Source organism: Flavobacterium sp. LC2016-13 (assembly GCF_009707955.1).
Taxonomy (GTDB): Bacteria; Bacteroidota; Bacteroidia; order Flavobacteriales; family Flavobacteriaceae; genus Flavobacterium.
In genome coordinates this window covers 1-15,471 of sequence record NZ_WMDQ01000028.1, presented here as the reverse complement: position 1 = coordinate 15,471, position 15,471 = coordinate 1, and the positions used below count along the sequence as shown (strand labels likewise).

The following is a 15,471-nucleotide window of genomic DNA, read 5'->3' as shown; positions in this document are numbered from 1 at the left end:
ATTAGGTGATCAGTTTGCTCCGAATCGAGTGATCATTTTAAACTGAAAATCTATGGTCAATTTGACCGTTTTTTCCAGCCTCACCGCTTTCAGTTACGTAACAGGCTACTGGTACGGACAAAATGTGGTAGTTCAAATCACCATCAACGGCACAAGTTATCCCGCCACCATTAATCCCAATGTAGTTGATACACAAAATTTTCAGGTGACTGCTCCTGCGGGTAGAACTATTATTGCATTCAGTGGACAAACCTGTTATGTGAATTTGGCAGGCGGAGGTTTCAGTTGGGTGTTATCGCAGATCAACGGAGTATTCGGTTAGTGATTTTTTTATTCCCTCTGGTGCTTGTATGCAACGAGTGCCTACATAATATTTAAAAGATAATTGTAGCGTTTGTAACTCGGGCTAAAAAAAAGGTTCTTAATACGTTTTATTAAGTAGTAAGTATCTAAAAAGCCACATTGCAAACGCTTTTTGATTTAGTTTATTCAAGTAAAAAGGTACTCGTTCAAAACAATCAACAGATTGAGTTTTTACAGGAAGTTATTTTGTAGTTTAAATCAGCTATATTTACGTTCAAAATAATAAAAAATGGAGGTTTTGAGACAAACTGACGTTAGCGAGCATAAGGACAAAAATCGTGTAAAAAACGAATGAAAAAAAATAATAAAGCAACTTTTTCGTGGATATTTATGGTATTATTCTATTTGGGATATACATATTTCATTTTTGCTAAACCCAACATAATTGAAAGTAAAGACTTAATTGAAATTAAAGCGAAACTAGCTGAACTGCCTATTTATTACGAATCTACAGGAGACAATGTTCCTTCGCTAGATTTTAAAATTGTGGGTACACCAACTAATTTTACGATAAAATCTTGTGGTTTGCAAAACTTAAACTTGAGTCAATTTGAAAATATGAAATTTAGAGATTCAATATCATTTCTAACAAATAAGGTTTTTTACCTTTTTAAAGTAAATCAGTTTAGTTTTTTGTTTAAAATAAATCACTCAGACAATTCACTTTTTTCAAATCTTTGAATAATAAATGTTTGCCAGCGCTTAATTTTTTCTGAAATATTATTTTGTTATCGGCCAATCCATTTTCTGAATTCTCCCAGATAGAAACATCAGAGTCTCCAAAACTTCACCCTCCTTTGGAAGTTCGCCAGTCACCATTTCTTTAAACGAAGAAGTATAAATTTTCGTTAATTGTTCCCAAACAGCTGCAGTACTTTTAAATAATAGTGCGTCTCCAGGGTGCACATATAGCCAGTCTTTATTGTTAGGAATGGCCTTATCATCATCGAGTCCGACCTGCAGCAGCATTTGGTCAAATTCTTTTGAAGCAGTGAATTCTTTAATTTTGTCCTGCTTTAACAGCAGATGAAGATCATAAGTGTGGCGCACCTTTTTAGACAATTCTTCAATGGGGTTTTCCGTATGTGAAAAACGTACCAGACTGATAATTTTTTCGCAGAACGTGCGTTCAATTCCCAGCGCCGTAACTTGAAAATCCTCAAGCCCGAATCTTTCAATAAGTTCAGGAGTCTGGCTTTGTTTAATATATTCTGCTATCAAGCTGCAGATATATGTGGTCTGGCGGGGCTCAGAACTTCCCATATGAGAAACCTCAACCGCAATAAATTCTCCAACCTCACCATACTGTCCTTGCATGCCCAGCTTGGGAAAAGAATATACTATCTTACGAATGCTCCCTTTTTTATTTGTACCGGGATGATCCTCAACAGGATTTAATATCGAATCATCTGTTATATTCGTTACTTCTTTTAGTTTATTTTTTAATGCGTTGCCAGAATCACCAGGCTCTTTTATAATTATGAGGTCAATGTCTTCAGAGAACCTGTGAATAATTTTATAACATTTGGAAAGGGATGTTCCGCCTTTAAAAACAATATTGTCTTTTACTGCAGACGAAAACAGCTCTTGCAGTGCATATGTAACCCAGTAATCTTTCTCTATTAAAATCTCTGAAACTTTAAAATGCTCCGCTGCAATTACAATGGCTCCTTCAAAACTGTCTTTATCTAAATGTAAATTCATTATCCTATGTTCCAGAAATTAATAGTGGGCAGTAATTCTACAGTAATCCCATACTGGTAACGGCTTGCTGGATTAATTGATGCCTTTAGCTTCTTTAAGTCTCCGAAATCCTTTATATCTTCCAGCACCGCTCCAAGCAGCGCTCTTACTTTTGGAGGATATGAAATCCCGTAAGATACCAGCTTTTTAATCTCATCATTTTTTAAACGACCTATTTCTTTTTTTAAATAGGTAAGTCCGTCTTTGGCCTGCATATCTGGAATAGAATTAAAATCTTTCATAACATCCAGGATCTCAAGATAACGAATCTTATCAGGTGTAACCTTAACATAACTCTTCGCAGGTTTTACAGCCATACTCCCAGCACGTCCTTTTATTTGCCTGCTCTGAGAGGCAACACGCACTGCATTTGTAACCTGTGTAGTCAGCCCCAGCCTATTATAAAGCCTTGTGCCCGTAACATAAGCAGTCTGTCTACTGTCCTCATACAAATACAATCCCAGCAGCACTTCTTCCCTGGGTTTCTGTTCGCCGAACACACTTATTTTGGGTTTATAATAATATCCCTTTCTTGCTCTTTTAACTATACCTCTAGAAGTCAATCTGCCAAGCGCTTTTGCTCCTGCCAGTAATTCATCAGCAGAAAGACCAAGTGCAGTATATCCAAATACCTCTCCCGGCGCAATCTGTTTTATTTTACGTTCTATTTTATCGGCTACTGTCATAATAACTGCAAAGATATGCAATTATACATCAATTGTCAAGTTTTTTCCAACTTTTACTTGACACAAGAAGAGACATAATAAACAAATAAATGTGGAAGAACAAATCCTAAAATAAGCCATATAGTGTTTAATTTTTTGTAAAATAAGCGCTTTATAAATGTAAAAATTTGTGTTCAGTAGCTAATTTAGGATTGATTAGCTTTAAAAATTGGTAAAAACCAATCTATATTCAAAGTGGAGTTGCCTCCGTTTTTGCCACAAAATGCTAAATCTTTTTTGAAAGATAATTTACAGTCAAAGTTTCGTGGCATAATCGTAGCACATCGATTTTTGAAGAATAAGAAATTCAGGCAAATCACAGTTTAAAGAGTGTGGGTTCGAATATATTAAATCCCCACAAAAAAGTCCTAATGAAAATTAGGACTTTTTTTTTGACAAAATTTAATGTTTAGATTTTTTTTCTTAAAAAATTAAAATAAGCGAAGACTTTCAATTCTTACTTTGATCTGTATCTTTTAGAAATTTAATCAATCCTTTCATATAGGTTTGCTGGTCATCATACATACTCATATGACTTCCTTTATCGCAATACAAATACGTTCCGTTTTTAACCTGTGTAGCTATCCACTTCATGTGTTCAGGATTCATGGTATCATATTTTGCACCAATTGATAATGTCGGTACTGTAATTTTAGGAAGTTCTTTTGTAACATCCCATCTTTCGAGTTTACCAGAAAGACCAAATTCACTTGGTCCCTGCATCGTTACATACAGCGATTGATTGATTTTACTAAATGCACGATTAACAGGCTCCGGCCATAGGCTTGGATCTAAACGTAAAATATGTTTACAATAAAAATTAGGCACAAGTAATCCCATATATTCCGGATTTTCAAAATCCTTGTTTTTTTCGATTTCCCTGATTCTGGCCAAAACTTTTGGATCTAGTTGCTTTGCCAGTACTTCTTTTGCATATTTATCATATTCGATAGCACTCATCATCATATTTGAAATAATAAGCCCTTTTATATTTTGTTGATATTTAAGGGCATATTGTGCTGCTAAAATTCCACCCCATGAGTGTCCTAATAAATAAAAATTGTCCTTATCCAGTTTTAGTGCCTGACGTACCTGCTCTATTTCTTCTACAAAACGTGGCAGGTCCCAAAGTGCCGGATCGTTTGGATTATCAGAATTACCAGTTCCTAATTGATCGTAATAAATAAATTCAATACCTTCTGCAGGTAAAAAACTTTCCATACACTCAAAATATTCGTGCGTTGCCCCTGGCCCTCCGTTAAGAAGCAATAACTTGATTTTCGGATTATTTCCAATTCTCTTCGTCCATACATTGAACTTATCTTTTGGTGTAGTAATTTGTACAACCTTTACACCACCTGTTTTAATACCCGAAGTAGTGTCGTTCAGGTAAGTATTAACACTTGCGTTTTTATTTTCCAAGTTGTTTTCTTTATTACATGCATTTAAAAAAAAAGCAACTAAGGCCAGTAAAAAAATGTTTTTGTTAGCGATCATGGGCAATGTTTAATTTATTTATGTTTATTTAAAAATTCTTAATTAATTTTAACCAAATGTTTTTCAATACTAGATCTTTGAGGTTCGTATTGCGCCGGAAGTTTTAAGTTTTGTCCTAATTCTTCTAAGCTTTCATCTACTGTAAATCCAGGATTATCTGTTGCGATTTCAAACAAAACACCTCCTGGCTCTCTAAAATATAGCGAGTGGAAATATTGTCTGTCTATTTGTGGTGTAATTGACAATCCGTATGCTTCGATTTTTTCACGGAAATGCATTAAAATTTCATCATTTTGTACACGGAAAGCCACGTGGTGAACAGTTCCATTTGCATTTAAACCACGTTTTTCATCAGCCAATTCTACTAAATCAACAATGGCAGCATTTTCTACAGCAGTTGTTGCATAACGGTAGCGGTTTACGTCTTGATCAATCAATTTATAACCAAAAATTTCTGTTAAGATTGCAGCAGTTGCTTTTATGCTGTTTAAAGTCAAAGTAATGTTATGAAAACCTCTTGTGGCTACATCTGTTTTTACTTCGTCAGTTTCCCACGGTTTTCTATTATCTTCTGTTTTAGATTCGATTAACTCTAATTTTAACCCATCCGGATCAAGAAAAGTAAGATATTTTTCTCCGAATTTTTCAGCCGGTTTATTATAGATTACATTATATTGTTCAAAACGTTTCTGCCAGAAATCAAGGCTTCCTTTTGGAACAGAATATCCAATTTCGGTAGCCATTCCGGATCCTTTTACTCCCTGCTGAATCCCTTCTCCCCAAGGGAAAAAAGTTAAGATAGTTCCTGCACTTCCTATTTTATCACCAAAGTAAAAATGGTATGTTCCTGGATCGTCAAAATTCACCGTTTTTTTGATGAATCTTAATCCTAATATTTTTGAGTAAAAATTGAAATTACGTTTAGCGTCACCTGCAATTGCAGTAATATGGTGTAAGCCTAAAATTTGATTTTCCATGGTATTTTATGTGTTAAGTTGTTTTTGATTTTCTTATACAAATTTACTTCTCTTCTGTCTGCACATCCATTAATCTAGATTAAGAAATAAAAAACCGCGTTTTATATCCATTACCATCAAATAATATTGTCCCATTTGAAACAAAACTTTTTAAATCTGGGATTGGATTTAGTATTTGTATTTTACTTTTTTGAAAGAAGCGCCTCTAAATCTTTAATTTGCTGTTCAAGATCGGTAATATGTTTTTTTTGAAGATCAAAAACTTCCTTGATTTCTGCAACTGTATATCGTGGTGTGATATGCTGCGGGCAATTCCAATCATAAGCCTTGATTTTAAAAATCATCATTTGCTCTGGCTTAAACTTATAATCTTCAGGTTTTAGTTTTTCATATAATTCAATATTACCTTCTACATCTAAGATTTGAGCTTCTGCATAAATTTTTAAACGTGCCCTTTGAGGATAAGAAACCATAATAATGGCTACTTTAGGATTTTTTGAAATATTTCCTACTGAAATATATTGACGATTTCCAACAAAATCAACAATTCCGATTGTATTTGCATCTATAATTTTCACAAAACCCTGTGGTCCGCCTCGATGTTGTATGTATGGAAATTCATTTTCACCATAAGAAGCCATATAAAAGCTATCCTGACTTTCTATAAATGCCATCTCCTGTTCTGTTAGACCATCGGTATAGGACATTTTTTCCATTCGGGCATAGCTGTTCCGGCTTCCTTTTTTTTCCTGAATTTCTTTTATGGCATCGCTGAAAGCTAGTTCTTGATAATTCATCGCAAATTTTATTATTACATTTAAAGTTCCTGAATCTGTCTGACCATTTGATTTGTAAATCCCCATTCATTATCATACCAGGCCATAACCTTCACTAAATCTCCATCTACCACTCTTGTCATTTCAAGGTCTACAGTTGCAGCATAAGTGCTTTTAATGATGTCGCTCGAAACTAATTGTTCATGGCTAACTTCAACGACTTTATTGTAACGGGGCGTTTGGGCTTCTTCGGTTAAAATCGCATTAATTTCTTCTATTGTAGTTGCTCTTTGCGTTACGAAAGTAATATCAGATATTGAACCAATTGGTACTGGCACACGCACAGCAATACCGTCAAATTTGCCAACAAATTCAGGTAATGCTTTTGTAACGGCTACCGCTGCACCAGTAGCAGCAGGTGCTGAATTAAGTCCGGCTGCACGTCCCATTCTTGGTTCTTTTTTTGAGGGAGCATCGACTAAAGTTTGAGAAGCTGTATAAGCATGTGTCGTATTTAAAATCGCCTTTTTTATACCTATACGTCGTCCCAGTATTTCTATAATTGGACCAATATTATTTGTCGTACAGCTTCCGCAGGAAAAGATTTCTATTTTACCTTCGTCTGTATTCACACCGTGTACAATTGTGGGAGTATCTTTTGTAGGGCCAGAAATAACTACAAATTTAGCCCCTGCATGTAAATGTTTTTCTGCATCTGGTTTATTGGTAAAAAAGCCGGTACTTTCTATTACAACATCAACATTCAGCGATTTCCACGGAAGTTCTGACGGATCTTTAATTGTTGTGTATTTTATTGCTTTTCCTTCAATGAAAATAGTATCATCTTTAAACGATACCGCTTTTTCATATTTGCCGTATATACTATCTCTTTGCAGTAAAAAAACAGCATTTTCGATACTCATTAGATCGTTAATTCCTACCACTTCCTGATCAGGTGTATCCGTAATAATTTTTAACGCGGCCCTGCCAATACGGCCAAAACCATTAATTGCAATTCTTTTCATCTGATAATGTATTTAATTTATAATAAGAAATAAAGGGTGACTGTTGCCCCGATAACTATTGCATTTTTTTTTACCATTGTTATATTAATTTTTTCTTTGAATGCATTTCCTAAGTAACCTCCCAAAATAGAACCCGCCATCATTACGATTGCGAAAGGCCAAAAAATTAACCCTGAACAAGTAAAAATAAGAATCGCAATCCCATTATTGGCTCCAACTAAAAACAAGGCTAATCTTTCCAGAGTGTCATTGTTTTTGATTCCGTAAAAACTGAATAGAATAAAAACAATCATTCCCATACCTGCGCCAAAATATCCACCATAGATGCCTAATAAAAAAATCAGAATTAGTTTTTCATGTGAGTATTTAAATTCTTTTCTGACTGCAAACTCCGAATTAAAATAATGCTGTATCTGATTATAAAAACTAAAAAGAATCCAGGAACATAATAATAAATAAGGTGCAATACTTTCAAACACTTTATGCGAAAAAGCTATGAGCAGAAAGGCTCCTGTAACTCCTCCTATAGTGCAGGCTAAAACCATATAATTAAAATGCCGTTTCGAAATTTCTCCTGTTTTCTTACTAGGTTTTGATGAAGCAAGAAAACCGGATAAAAGAATTATTGTTGTAGTTGCCGTACCTGTTACAGGCTGTATACCTCTAAAAATCAAACTTGGAAAAATAATAAACCAGCCTCCGCCAATAGTTACATTCGCAGCACTGCCAATAAAGGCCATCAGGAATAAAAAGAAAAGTTCAAAATAACTGTTCATAATTGTTTAAAGTTTAAATACCAAAAGCTTATTATTTCTTCTGCTATATCATTTCCAAATTCTTCAAGTGCAAAATGACCGGTAGGATAAAATAAAAGCTTTGACTCTACCAGGTCTGTCTTTAGCATTTCCGCTCCTTCTTTTTTGAATACTTCGTCATTCTCTCCCCAGACAATTAAGGTAACGGGTTGCAGATTTTTTAAAAAATCTTGCCAAACCGGATAAAACGCTACATTAGTTTTATAATCACGCTTTAATTCCATCTGAATCTCTTTAACTCCCTCGCGGTCCATTAAAAACTGATCTAAAAAATAGGTTTCTGCGGCTATATTTGAAATATCCTGTACTCCATTTGTGTATTCCCATTTGGTATAATCAAATTCAAAAAACTTTTTTAGTTTACTATAGCTTTCAAAATCATCATTTCTATATAATGCACTGACTTCTTTTAACACGTTACCAACTCCTTCCTTATAAATATTTCCATTTTGAAAAATAAGCATCTCTATCATTTCGGGACGCTTGATGACTAAACGCATTAAAATTGGCGCACCGTAGTCAAAAAGATAAAAACTCGCTTTAGTTATCTCTAACTTTTCCAGAAAATGGGCAACAATGGTAGCGTAGTTTTCGAAAGTGTAACTAAACGTTTCTAAATCTGGAACATCACTAAAACCAAATGCAGGCAGATCAGGAGCAATAACATGAAAATGTTTTGATAATTCAGGTATCACATTTCGAAACATATGCGAAGAAGATGGAAATCCATGAAGTAATAATAAAATAGGATTTCCAGTTTCTCCGGCTTCGCGATAGGCAATTTTTATCGAATCTATGCTTATAACCTTATGACTTATTTTCGTTGTCTGCTTACTCCCAAAATCCATAACATTTAAATTTAATAATACATGAAATCATTATTTCCCGATCCTCTTGCTGAATTTCCAAAACGTTTATAAACTTTAAACATTTCTACACGACAAAATTAGGTATTGGCTCCAATTGGATTTCTGTTCTATTCTTACCAAAAATTATAAAAAATAAAGATATTGGAGTACAGTTCTTAACTCTGGAAATAAAAAAGAAATTCAAAATAGCTCTGGAAATTATTGTGGCTTATAAACTTCCAATTCTATTTCTATCATTAATTCAGGAAATGCTAATGCTTTTACACCAAGCCAGGAACCTGTTGGAAAATTTTTCTTGTAGATTTCTTTTCTGTATCCTGATACTTCAAGAAATAAAGGCATGTTGGTTGTAAAAATATTTTCCATGATTACATCATCAAATGTGCAATCATAATGTTTTAGTATTTTATCCAAATCCGCATAGCAATTTTTCATTTGTTGGGCTAAATCACCTTTTGCTGTAGGCTTTCCTTGATCGTCAAAACTTACAGCTCCTGAAATCTTAATAGTATTGCCTATTTTTACTGCGTGTGAATAACCATAAGTCTTTTCAACTTGGGGACGCAGTAAAAAATACTCCGGCTTTTCATCTACAACAATTGCTTTATTTTTAGTTTGGTCTTCTAATTCTTTTTCCTTTTGACCACAACTCTGAATTGTAAATGCCAATACAATACATATTGACATTAATTTTAATTTTTTTAATACTGTTTTCATAACGATAATTTTATTGCGCCTACTTGATTAGGGTTTCGGCTTTCCCTTTTATTTATTTTTTATCACTTTAATATTTGTCTGTTTCGGACTTAAAAATTATTCCTTATAAAGTAGAAAAATTGGAATTTAATAAAGGAGTGAAAATGAACTTCTGTACTTGTTGAAGCAAAATTATACCGAATGAAAATTTCATTCTCTGTGAATAATTTACTAATGATTATAAAAACCTAAGATTTAATTATTTTTCCCCTTTTAGATTAGTAAACCTTGTTTTTCTTTAGTAAATATGCACTGTGTAAGAAACTGAAATGTAATATTTTATAAAAAAAAGCACAAATAATTAGCAAGTTGTGATAAACATATCTTGAATAAAAAATTAACACAAAATCAACTTTTTAAAATAAATACATTCTTATTTTTATATGTATTAAGAAGTTTAATATTAAAAAAACTCAATGGAAAAGCAAATACCCATATTTAATACGCTGAAAGAGATTAGCGATTGGTTCGGACTGCCTTCAACTGAATTGATAAGCAATGATTTTATGCTTACGGAAATTAACCAATGGAACAAAAATAAATTACTCAACTCTCCTGATAATTACAAAGCCAATTTCTTTACTATTTTTATAATTAATGAAGGTAGTGCCACACACCTTTATAATGATGAAGTCATACAATTAGAATCATCCGGTATATTTATCACTGGTCCTGGGCATTATCGTAATTATAAATTCGATCATTTAACGGAAGCTTATTTTATCTGCTTTACCGAAAACTTTCTTGCTAACTATTGTTTTTATGATATATATAAAGAATTTCCATTTTTACTTTCTGAATCGTTTATTTATACAAAAGCAGACCCGGAAAACTATCTGATAATAAAGAATAACACAGACCAGATTAAACAGGAAATTGAACGTAGTCAAGATCAAAAAATGATATTAATTGGTAATATGCTGGAATTTCTGCTTATTAAGATTACAGAACTTTTTCAAAATCAGTTACACCCATTTACTGAGAATAACAATTCAATAGTTAATACCTTTTATAAAGATTTAGGAAACTACTTTAATGAAATCGTAGAAAGGAAAAAACCAGAACAGTTAAAAGCCAAAGATTTTGCAGATTTACAATTTTTAAATGAAGATTACTTTTCCAGAATAATAAAAACTAAAACAGGAAGAACTCCAACCGCATGGATTAATAGCAGACTTCTGGTTGAAGTTAAAATGTTATTGACAGAAACATCTATGCCAATAGCAGAGATTGCGGACATATTTCAATTTACCAACAGTCGATATTTTAACTTTTACTTTAAAAGCCAAACCACACTTACTCCTACTTATTACAGGAAAAGTTTGCACAAAAGTTAATATCTTTAAATTTTATAACTAAATGTCAATAATAGATTATAATTGAAATTTTCATATCTAATATCTTTGAAAAATAAAAGTTCCTAATTCATCATTTAAAAATTGTCTAACTTTATTTTACAAGATCATGATACCAAAACTTACCACAATTAGCAAATATAAAGACCAGATTGATTTTTTAAATCTTACTTTTCATGATTATATAGACAACGATGAGTTTTCAATAGTAAAAGTTCATGAATGGGATCTGACATTTCCTTTTCATTCGCCTACTTTTAGATCTGATTATTATAGTTTTACTATTGTCACTAAGGCAAATGGCAGTTTTACTGTGGGTGATAATAAGTTTGAATTACGGCCTAACTATGTGGTAATAGCCTGTCCTGATTCCTTTTTTAAAATTGACTGGACAGATATGGAAAAAGTTTACAATATAACATTCCAAAAATCTTTCATTTTAAAATACTTTCCCGGAGGCATTAATAATATTTTAGACTTTGATGCCAAAAATGGTTATTGCTGCTGCCTTCCGGAAGATACAATGAATTATTTTGAAAAAACTTGTCTCGAAATATATGATATTGCAACTTCTGATGCTTGTTATAAAGAAGAGATTATGGCAAACATGGCGCTTAACCTATTGTTTTTCATACAATTACAACAGGAAAGTGATTTGGATATTAAAAAAAAACAACGAAAAAAACAATAAAATTATCATCGATTTCCGTCAAAATATGGAAAATAATTTTAACGAATTGATTAATGGTAATTGTTTAGTACTGATGCGTATCAAAGAACATGCGCAACTACTAAATTTGGATGAAAATTATTTATGTAAGATCATAACGAGCGGTACCAAAAAGACTGTAAATGAATGGATAAACGAAAAACTTATAGATGAAATTAAGTATCTTCTAAAATATTCTGAAAAATCGATGAAAGACATCGCTTTCCTTTTTGGTTTTAGTGATCTGAATTATTTTTATAGCTTTTTCAAAACTCAAACCCTATCTGCTCCAGGGGTTTACAGAAAACAATATCAGAACTCAATTCCTGATTAATGTTTTGTTTTAAATTAAAAAAGCATAAACAAAAAGTGGAATTATAATAACGATGATTAAATATCATCTAAAAAAAGATAATACATTAAGTCAATTTTAAACCATAAAATTGAGAACTATTTTTATAAAATAGTACATATTAAGTATAAATATTTCTTTTAAAAAAATGGCTAAAATAGAAAAAAAAGAAACGCACGATTTTTATGATACTGTAAAAGTCATGGGCAGCAATTTCTCTGAGGGACACGTTGGCGACGAAGATTTTTCATTAATAATTTCAAAAATATTACACCCAAAAGAAAGACTTCCATGGACTTATACATTGCACCGTTCTATCTTTTTTGTAATTGGAATTGTTATAGATTCATACGGTTCAATGAGATACGAAGATGTAACGGTAGATATTAGACCTAATATGTTGTTTATGAACAAACCAGGCGATCTGCAAGAACTAACGTGGGAAGATGTAACTGAAACTTATGGTTTATTATTTTCTGAAGATTTTATTGTAAAATATGCCGGGATTTCTATTTATAAAACATTCCCTTTTTTGTTATTTGAAAGACATTTGCCACTCCATACTTCTGCAGAATTTCAACAAGAGTTAAGAACAATTATTTTACTAATTCACCAGGAACTAAAAAAAGATACACCCCTTAAAAAGAAAATATGTGCAAATCTGCTTACCAGAATTTTACTAAAAATAAAACAAGAATTCTGGGCAGGTTATAGTGTGAATAATGTAGAATCCAGAAATCCGGATATTTTAAACGATTTTACACAAAACCTGGAATACCATTATGATCAGCTACTAAAAGGCAAAGTGAAGCAAATATTGCATATAAAAGATTATGCAGAGATGCAGCAACTTCACGAAAATTATCTGTCAACCATTTTAAAAGAAAGAACGGGAAAAACAGCTGGCCAATTAATCGCTGAAAAAACGCTTTCTACAGCAAAGATTTTAATTCAGGATTCTCAATACACAATGAAAGAAATTGCATATATGTTAGGATTTAGCTATACCTCTTATTTTAGCATTTTTTTCAAAAAACATACAGGGCTCACTCCTTTAGATTACAGAAAAAAAAGTTTATAGAATTAACCTTTATTTCGTAAAATAGACAATATCTCAACTTAACATACTTATAAGATAAATCTTAAAAAAACACTTTAGTTTTGATGACAAATAAATCCATTGAGATAATGTTTACACAAATTAATACCGCTATTTCAAGATATGTGAACTTCGCACAAGAAGAGCTGGATATATTTAATTCATTATTGTATTTCAAACAAATCAAAAAGAAAACGGTTATGCTTCAAAAAGGCGAAAAGTGTACTTTTGATGCATTTGTAGTTCGGGGCTGTATCCGGAAATATTATATAGATGAAAACGGGTTTGAAGTAATCTTACAATTTGCGGTCGAAAACTCATGGATTAGCGATATTTCTTTTAGCATTTACGAAACAAATGGCAGCAATGTTTGTATAGAAACTATAGAAGATACTGATCTTTTGATCTTTAATCCAGAAACCAAAGAGAAGCTTTTTGAGCAGGCACCGCGTTTTGAAAGAGCCTTCAGAATTTTGGTGCAGCGTCATTTAGCCGTTACTCAAAATCGTCTTCTTCATAATATTACTTGCACGGCAGAACAAAAATATAATGAATTTCTGCAGACGTATCCCACTATACCATTGCGTGTGCCGCAACATTATATTGCTTCTTATTTGGGTATCTCTCCAGAATTTTTATCAAAAATCCGGACCCGAAAACTTAAATCCTGATTTTTTACGTAAATCTTGTCCCAGTTCAATGCACAGGTTTCTTTTATAGTAGAAATTTGCTGCGAACCCAAATACTCAAAAAACATGGACAGGAAAGATTTTATCAAAAAAGGACTCTTAGGAACTGGAATGTTTGTTGCTTCGGCAGCAGTAGCCAACATCATGAAAAATGATATTGACGAAATAAAACCTCTTGAACCTGTAGGTTTTAATCACCTGCCCTCTATTGACACTCCAGTAACAGAAAATAGCATCTTACACAAGGCCGAATCTCGAGGTCATTCTAATCATGGATGGCTTGATACGCATCAGACTTTTAGTTTTGCCTCTTACTACAATCCAGACAGAATGCACTTTGGCGTCCTGAGAGTACTCAATGATGATGTTGTAGACCCATCAAAAGGATTTGGTACTCATCCTCATGATAATATGGAAATTATATCTATTCCTCTGGAAGGTGATCTTGAGCATAAGGACAGTATGAATAATGTGGCCATCATCAAAAAAGGTGATATTCAGGTTATGAGTGCTGGAACCGGAATTTACCACAGTGAATTTAACAACAACCAGGATAAACCGGTTAAATTTCTTCAAATATGGCTTTATCCTAATAGAAAAAGTGTAATTCCGAGATACGACCAGATCACTTTAAAGTCACAAGACCGCCATAATAAATTTCAGCAAATTTTATCTCCTGATGCTACAGATGAGGGTGTATGGATCTATCAGGATGCATGGTTTCACTTGGGAATTTTTGATAACAAATTTACCAGTACATACCAGATCAAAAAGAAAGGTAATGGTGTTTATGCATTTATTATAAAAGGAAGCTTTCTGGTAAACGGTACTTTACTTAATGAAAAAGACGGAATGGGAATTTGGGATCTGGCTTCTCTTGAAGTAATTTCTAAGTTAGATGCTTCTGAAATTCTTCTGATGGAAGTTCCAATGACTATGTAAAATTATCATTATCATTCACATTTGGCTACAATTATAGGTAAAAAACACAGTTAAATAAATACCATTCTTATTTCAACGTTTAATAAAATTCAAAAACAAATGATTAAATTCAAAATCAAAGCTGCAAAGTGGACATTATCCATTTTTATTTTTGCAACTGCATGTCTATACAGCCAAAACATTTCAAAAAGCAATCTGAGCATCTATAAAATTCATGGCACTATAAAAGGAGATATTACCGATAAATTTGCGTACTTATATTATAATAATGTTGAGGACAGCGTAAAGATTGTCAATAATAATTTTGAATTTAAGGGTACATTAAGTGATACAGTAAGTGCTCAGGTTTATATAAAATCTGCAGAGAATGCTCCTCAATTTTATTTGGAGAATAATAATATTGACATTCAGATTAGTGCAAATAAGGTTAATAAAGATGGGAAATCTGTGGAAATCATGCATATTGACGGAATTAAAGGATCTCATTCTTCGGAAATACAGCAAGAATATTTAAATTTTTACCAACTGAATTCAGGAAAAAAAGACTTTAATAAGGTGCTATATTCGAAATTAACCGTCTTTTTAAAAAAGCATCGCAGTCATCCTTTTAGCGGAGCAATATTGGCTGAATTGGCAATGGTAAATCCTATACTTAGCAAAAAGGAATTAAATACACTTTATTCTGCTTTAGATATTACTAAACTGGAAAAAACGGTCAAATTGACCACGCTTTTTCAGCCTAAATTGACCATCAGATTCGGAGCAAACTGACCACCTAA

18 protein-coding genes are annotated in these 15,471 nt (G+C 32.7%); 9 read left to right on the top strand and 9 right to left on the bottom strand.

Going from position 1 to position 15,471, the window contains the following annotated elements; all coding sequences use genetic code 11:
- Positions 1-52 precede the first annotated feature (52 nt).
- Together GKZ86_RS25020 and GKZ86_RS25015 are read left to right on the top strand one after the other, a co-directional pair.
- Positions 53-322 carry a hypothetical protein gene (locus GKZ86_RS25020; protein WP_154785741.1) on the top strand — a complete coding sequence of 90 codons (270 nt, stop codon included), beginning with the start codon at positions 53-55 and terminating at the stop codon, positions 320-322.
- A gap of 332 nt (positions 323-654) precedes the next feature.
- Positions 655-1,044 (top strand): hypothetical protein, encoded by a 390-nt coding sequence (locus GKZ86_RS25015; RefSeq protein WP_154785740.1) that lies wholly within the window; start codon positions 655-657, stop codon positions 1,042-1,044.
- 39 nt (positions 1,045-1,083) lie between these two features.
- Here GKZ86_RS25015 and GKZ86_RS25010 read toward each other — a convergent pair whose 3' ends face one another.
- The 9 genes from GKZ86_RS25010 to GKZ86_RS24970 form a co-directional block, all read right to left on the bottom strand.
- Positions 1,084-2,067, bottom strand: a complete 984-nt coding sequence (locus tag GKZ86_RS25010) for a nucleotidyl transferase AbiEii/AbiGii toxin family protein (protein WP_154785739.1) — start codon at positions 2,065-2,067, stop codon at positions 1,084-1,086.
- Positions 2,067-2,792 (bottom strand): DUF6088 family protein, encoded by a 726-nt coding sequence (locus GKZ86_RS25005; protein WP_194632671.1) that lies wholly within the window; start codon positions 2,790-2,792, stop codon positions 2,067-2,069. Before GKZ86_RS25005 ends, GKZ86_RS25010 begins: the two co-directional genes overlap by 1 nt.
- A gap of 489 nt (positions 2,793-3,281) precedes the next feature.
- Positions 3,282-4,253 (bottom strand): proline iminopeptidase-family hydrolase, encoded by a 972-nt coding sequence (locus GKZ86_RS25000; protein WP_228526648.1) that lies wholly within the window; start codon positions 4,251-4,253, stop codon positions 3,282-3,284.
- 113 nt (positions 4,254-4,366) lie between these two features.
- Positions 4,367-5,305 carry a ring-cleaving dioxygenase gene (locus GKZ86_RS24995; RefSeq protein ID WP_154785737.1) on the bottom strand — a complete coding sequence of 313 codons (939 nt, stop codon included), beginning with the start codon at positions 5,303-5,305 and terminating at the stop codon, positions 4,367-4,369.
- Between the two features lie 182 nt (positions 5,306-5,487).
- The gene (locus tag GKZ86_RS24990) at positions 5,488-6,102 is read right to left on the bottom strand and encodes a pyridoxamine 5'-phosphate oxidase family protein (protein WP_154785742.1); all 615 of its coding nucleotides are present in this window, start codon (positions 6,100-6,102) and stop codon (positions 5,488-5,490) included.
- Positions 6,103-6,122: 20 nt separating this feature from the next.
- Entirely contained in the window at positions 6,123-7,106 is a 984-nt protein-coding gene (locus GKZ86_RS24985; protein ID WP_154785736.1) for a type I glyceraldehyde-3-phosphate dehydrogenase, read from the bottom strand.
- Between the two features lie 17 nt (positions 7,107-7,123).
- Positions 7,124-7,882, bottom strand: coding sequence for a sulfite exporter TauE/SafE family protein (locus GKZ86_RS24980; RefSeq protein ID WP_154785735.1), 759 nt, complete (start codon positions 7,880-7,882; stop codon positions 7,124-7,126).
- The gene (locus tag GKZ86_RS24975; protein WP_154785734.1) at positions 7,879-8,769 is read right to left on the bottom strand and encodes an alpha/beta fold hydrolase; all 891 of its coding nucleotides are present in this window, start codon (positions 8,767-8,769) and stop codon (positions 7,879-7,881) included. Before GKZ86_RS24975 ends, GKZ86_RS24980 begins: the two co-directional genes overlap by 4 nt.
- Before the next feature lie 219 nt (positions 8,770-8,988).
- Entirely contained in the window at positions 8,989-9,507 is a 519-nt protein-coding gene (locus GKZ86_RS24970; RefSeq protein ID WP_154785733.1) for a RidA family protein, read from the bottom strand.
- Between the two features lie 455 nt (positions 9,508-9,962).
- Here GKZ86_RS24970 and GKZ86_RS24965 point away from each other — a divergent pair, with 455 nt between their 5' ends.
- The 7 genes from GKZ86_RS24965 to GKZ86_RS24940 all read left to right on the top strand — a co-directional run bounded on the left by GKZ86_RS24965 (position 9,963) and on the right by GKZ86_RS24940 (position 15,463).
- A complete protein-coding gene (locus tag GKZ86_RS24965; RefSeq protein WP_154785732.1) occupies positions 9,963-10,883 on the top strand; it encodes an AraC family transcriptional regulator in 921 nt (306 codons plus the stop codon).
- A 127-nt stretch (positions 10,884-11,010) separates the two neighbouring features.
- On the top strand, positions 11,011-11,592 hold the full coding sequence (locus GKZ86_RS25290) for a hypothetical protein (RefSeq protein ID WP_194632670.1): 582 nt from the start codon (positions 11,011-11,013) through the stop codon (positions 11,590-11,592).
- Between the two features lie 25 nt (positions 11,593-11,617).
- Complete coding sequence (locus GKZ86_RS24960; protein WP_194632669.1) at positions 11,618-11,944, top strand: AraC family transcriptional regulator; 327 nt, start codon at positions 11,618-11,620, stop codon at positions 11,942-11,944.
- A gap of 166 nt (positions 11,945-12,110) precedes the next feature.
- A complete protein-coding gene (locus tag GKZ86_RS24955; RefSeq protein ID WP_154785730.1) occupies positions 12,111-13,043 on the top strand; it encodes an AraC family transcriptional regulator in 933 nt (310 codons plus the stop codon).
- Between the two features lie 107 nt (positions 13,044-13,150).
- Positions 13,151-13,732: a Crp/Fnr family transcriptional regulator gene (locus GKZ86_RS24950; RefSeq protein WP_154785729.1), complete on the top strand. Its 582-nt coding sequence runs from the start codon at positions 13,151-13,153 to the stop codon at positions 13,730-13,732.
- 84 nt (positions 13,733-13,816) lie between these two features.
- Positions 13,817-14,692 carry a pirin family protein gene (locus tag GKZ86_RS24945; protein WP_154785728.1) on the top strand — a complete coding sequence of 292 codons (876 nt, stop codon included), beginning with the start codon at positions 13,817-13,819 and terminating at the stop codon, positions 14,690-14,692.
- 99 nt (positions 14,693-14,791) lie between these two features.
- Positions 14,792-15,463, top strand: coding sequence for a DUF4369 domain-containing protein (locus GKZ86_RS24940; RefSeq protein WP_154785727.1), 672 nt, complete (start codon positions 14,792-14,794; stop codon positions 15,461-15,463).
- Positions 15,464-15,471: the final 8 nt, after the last annotated feature.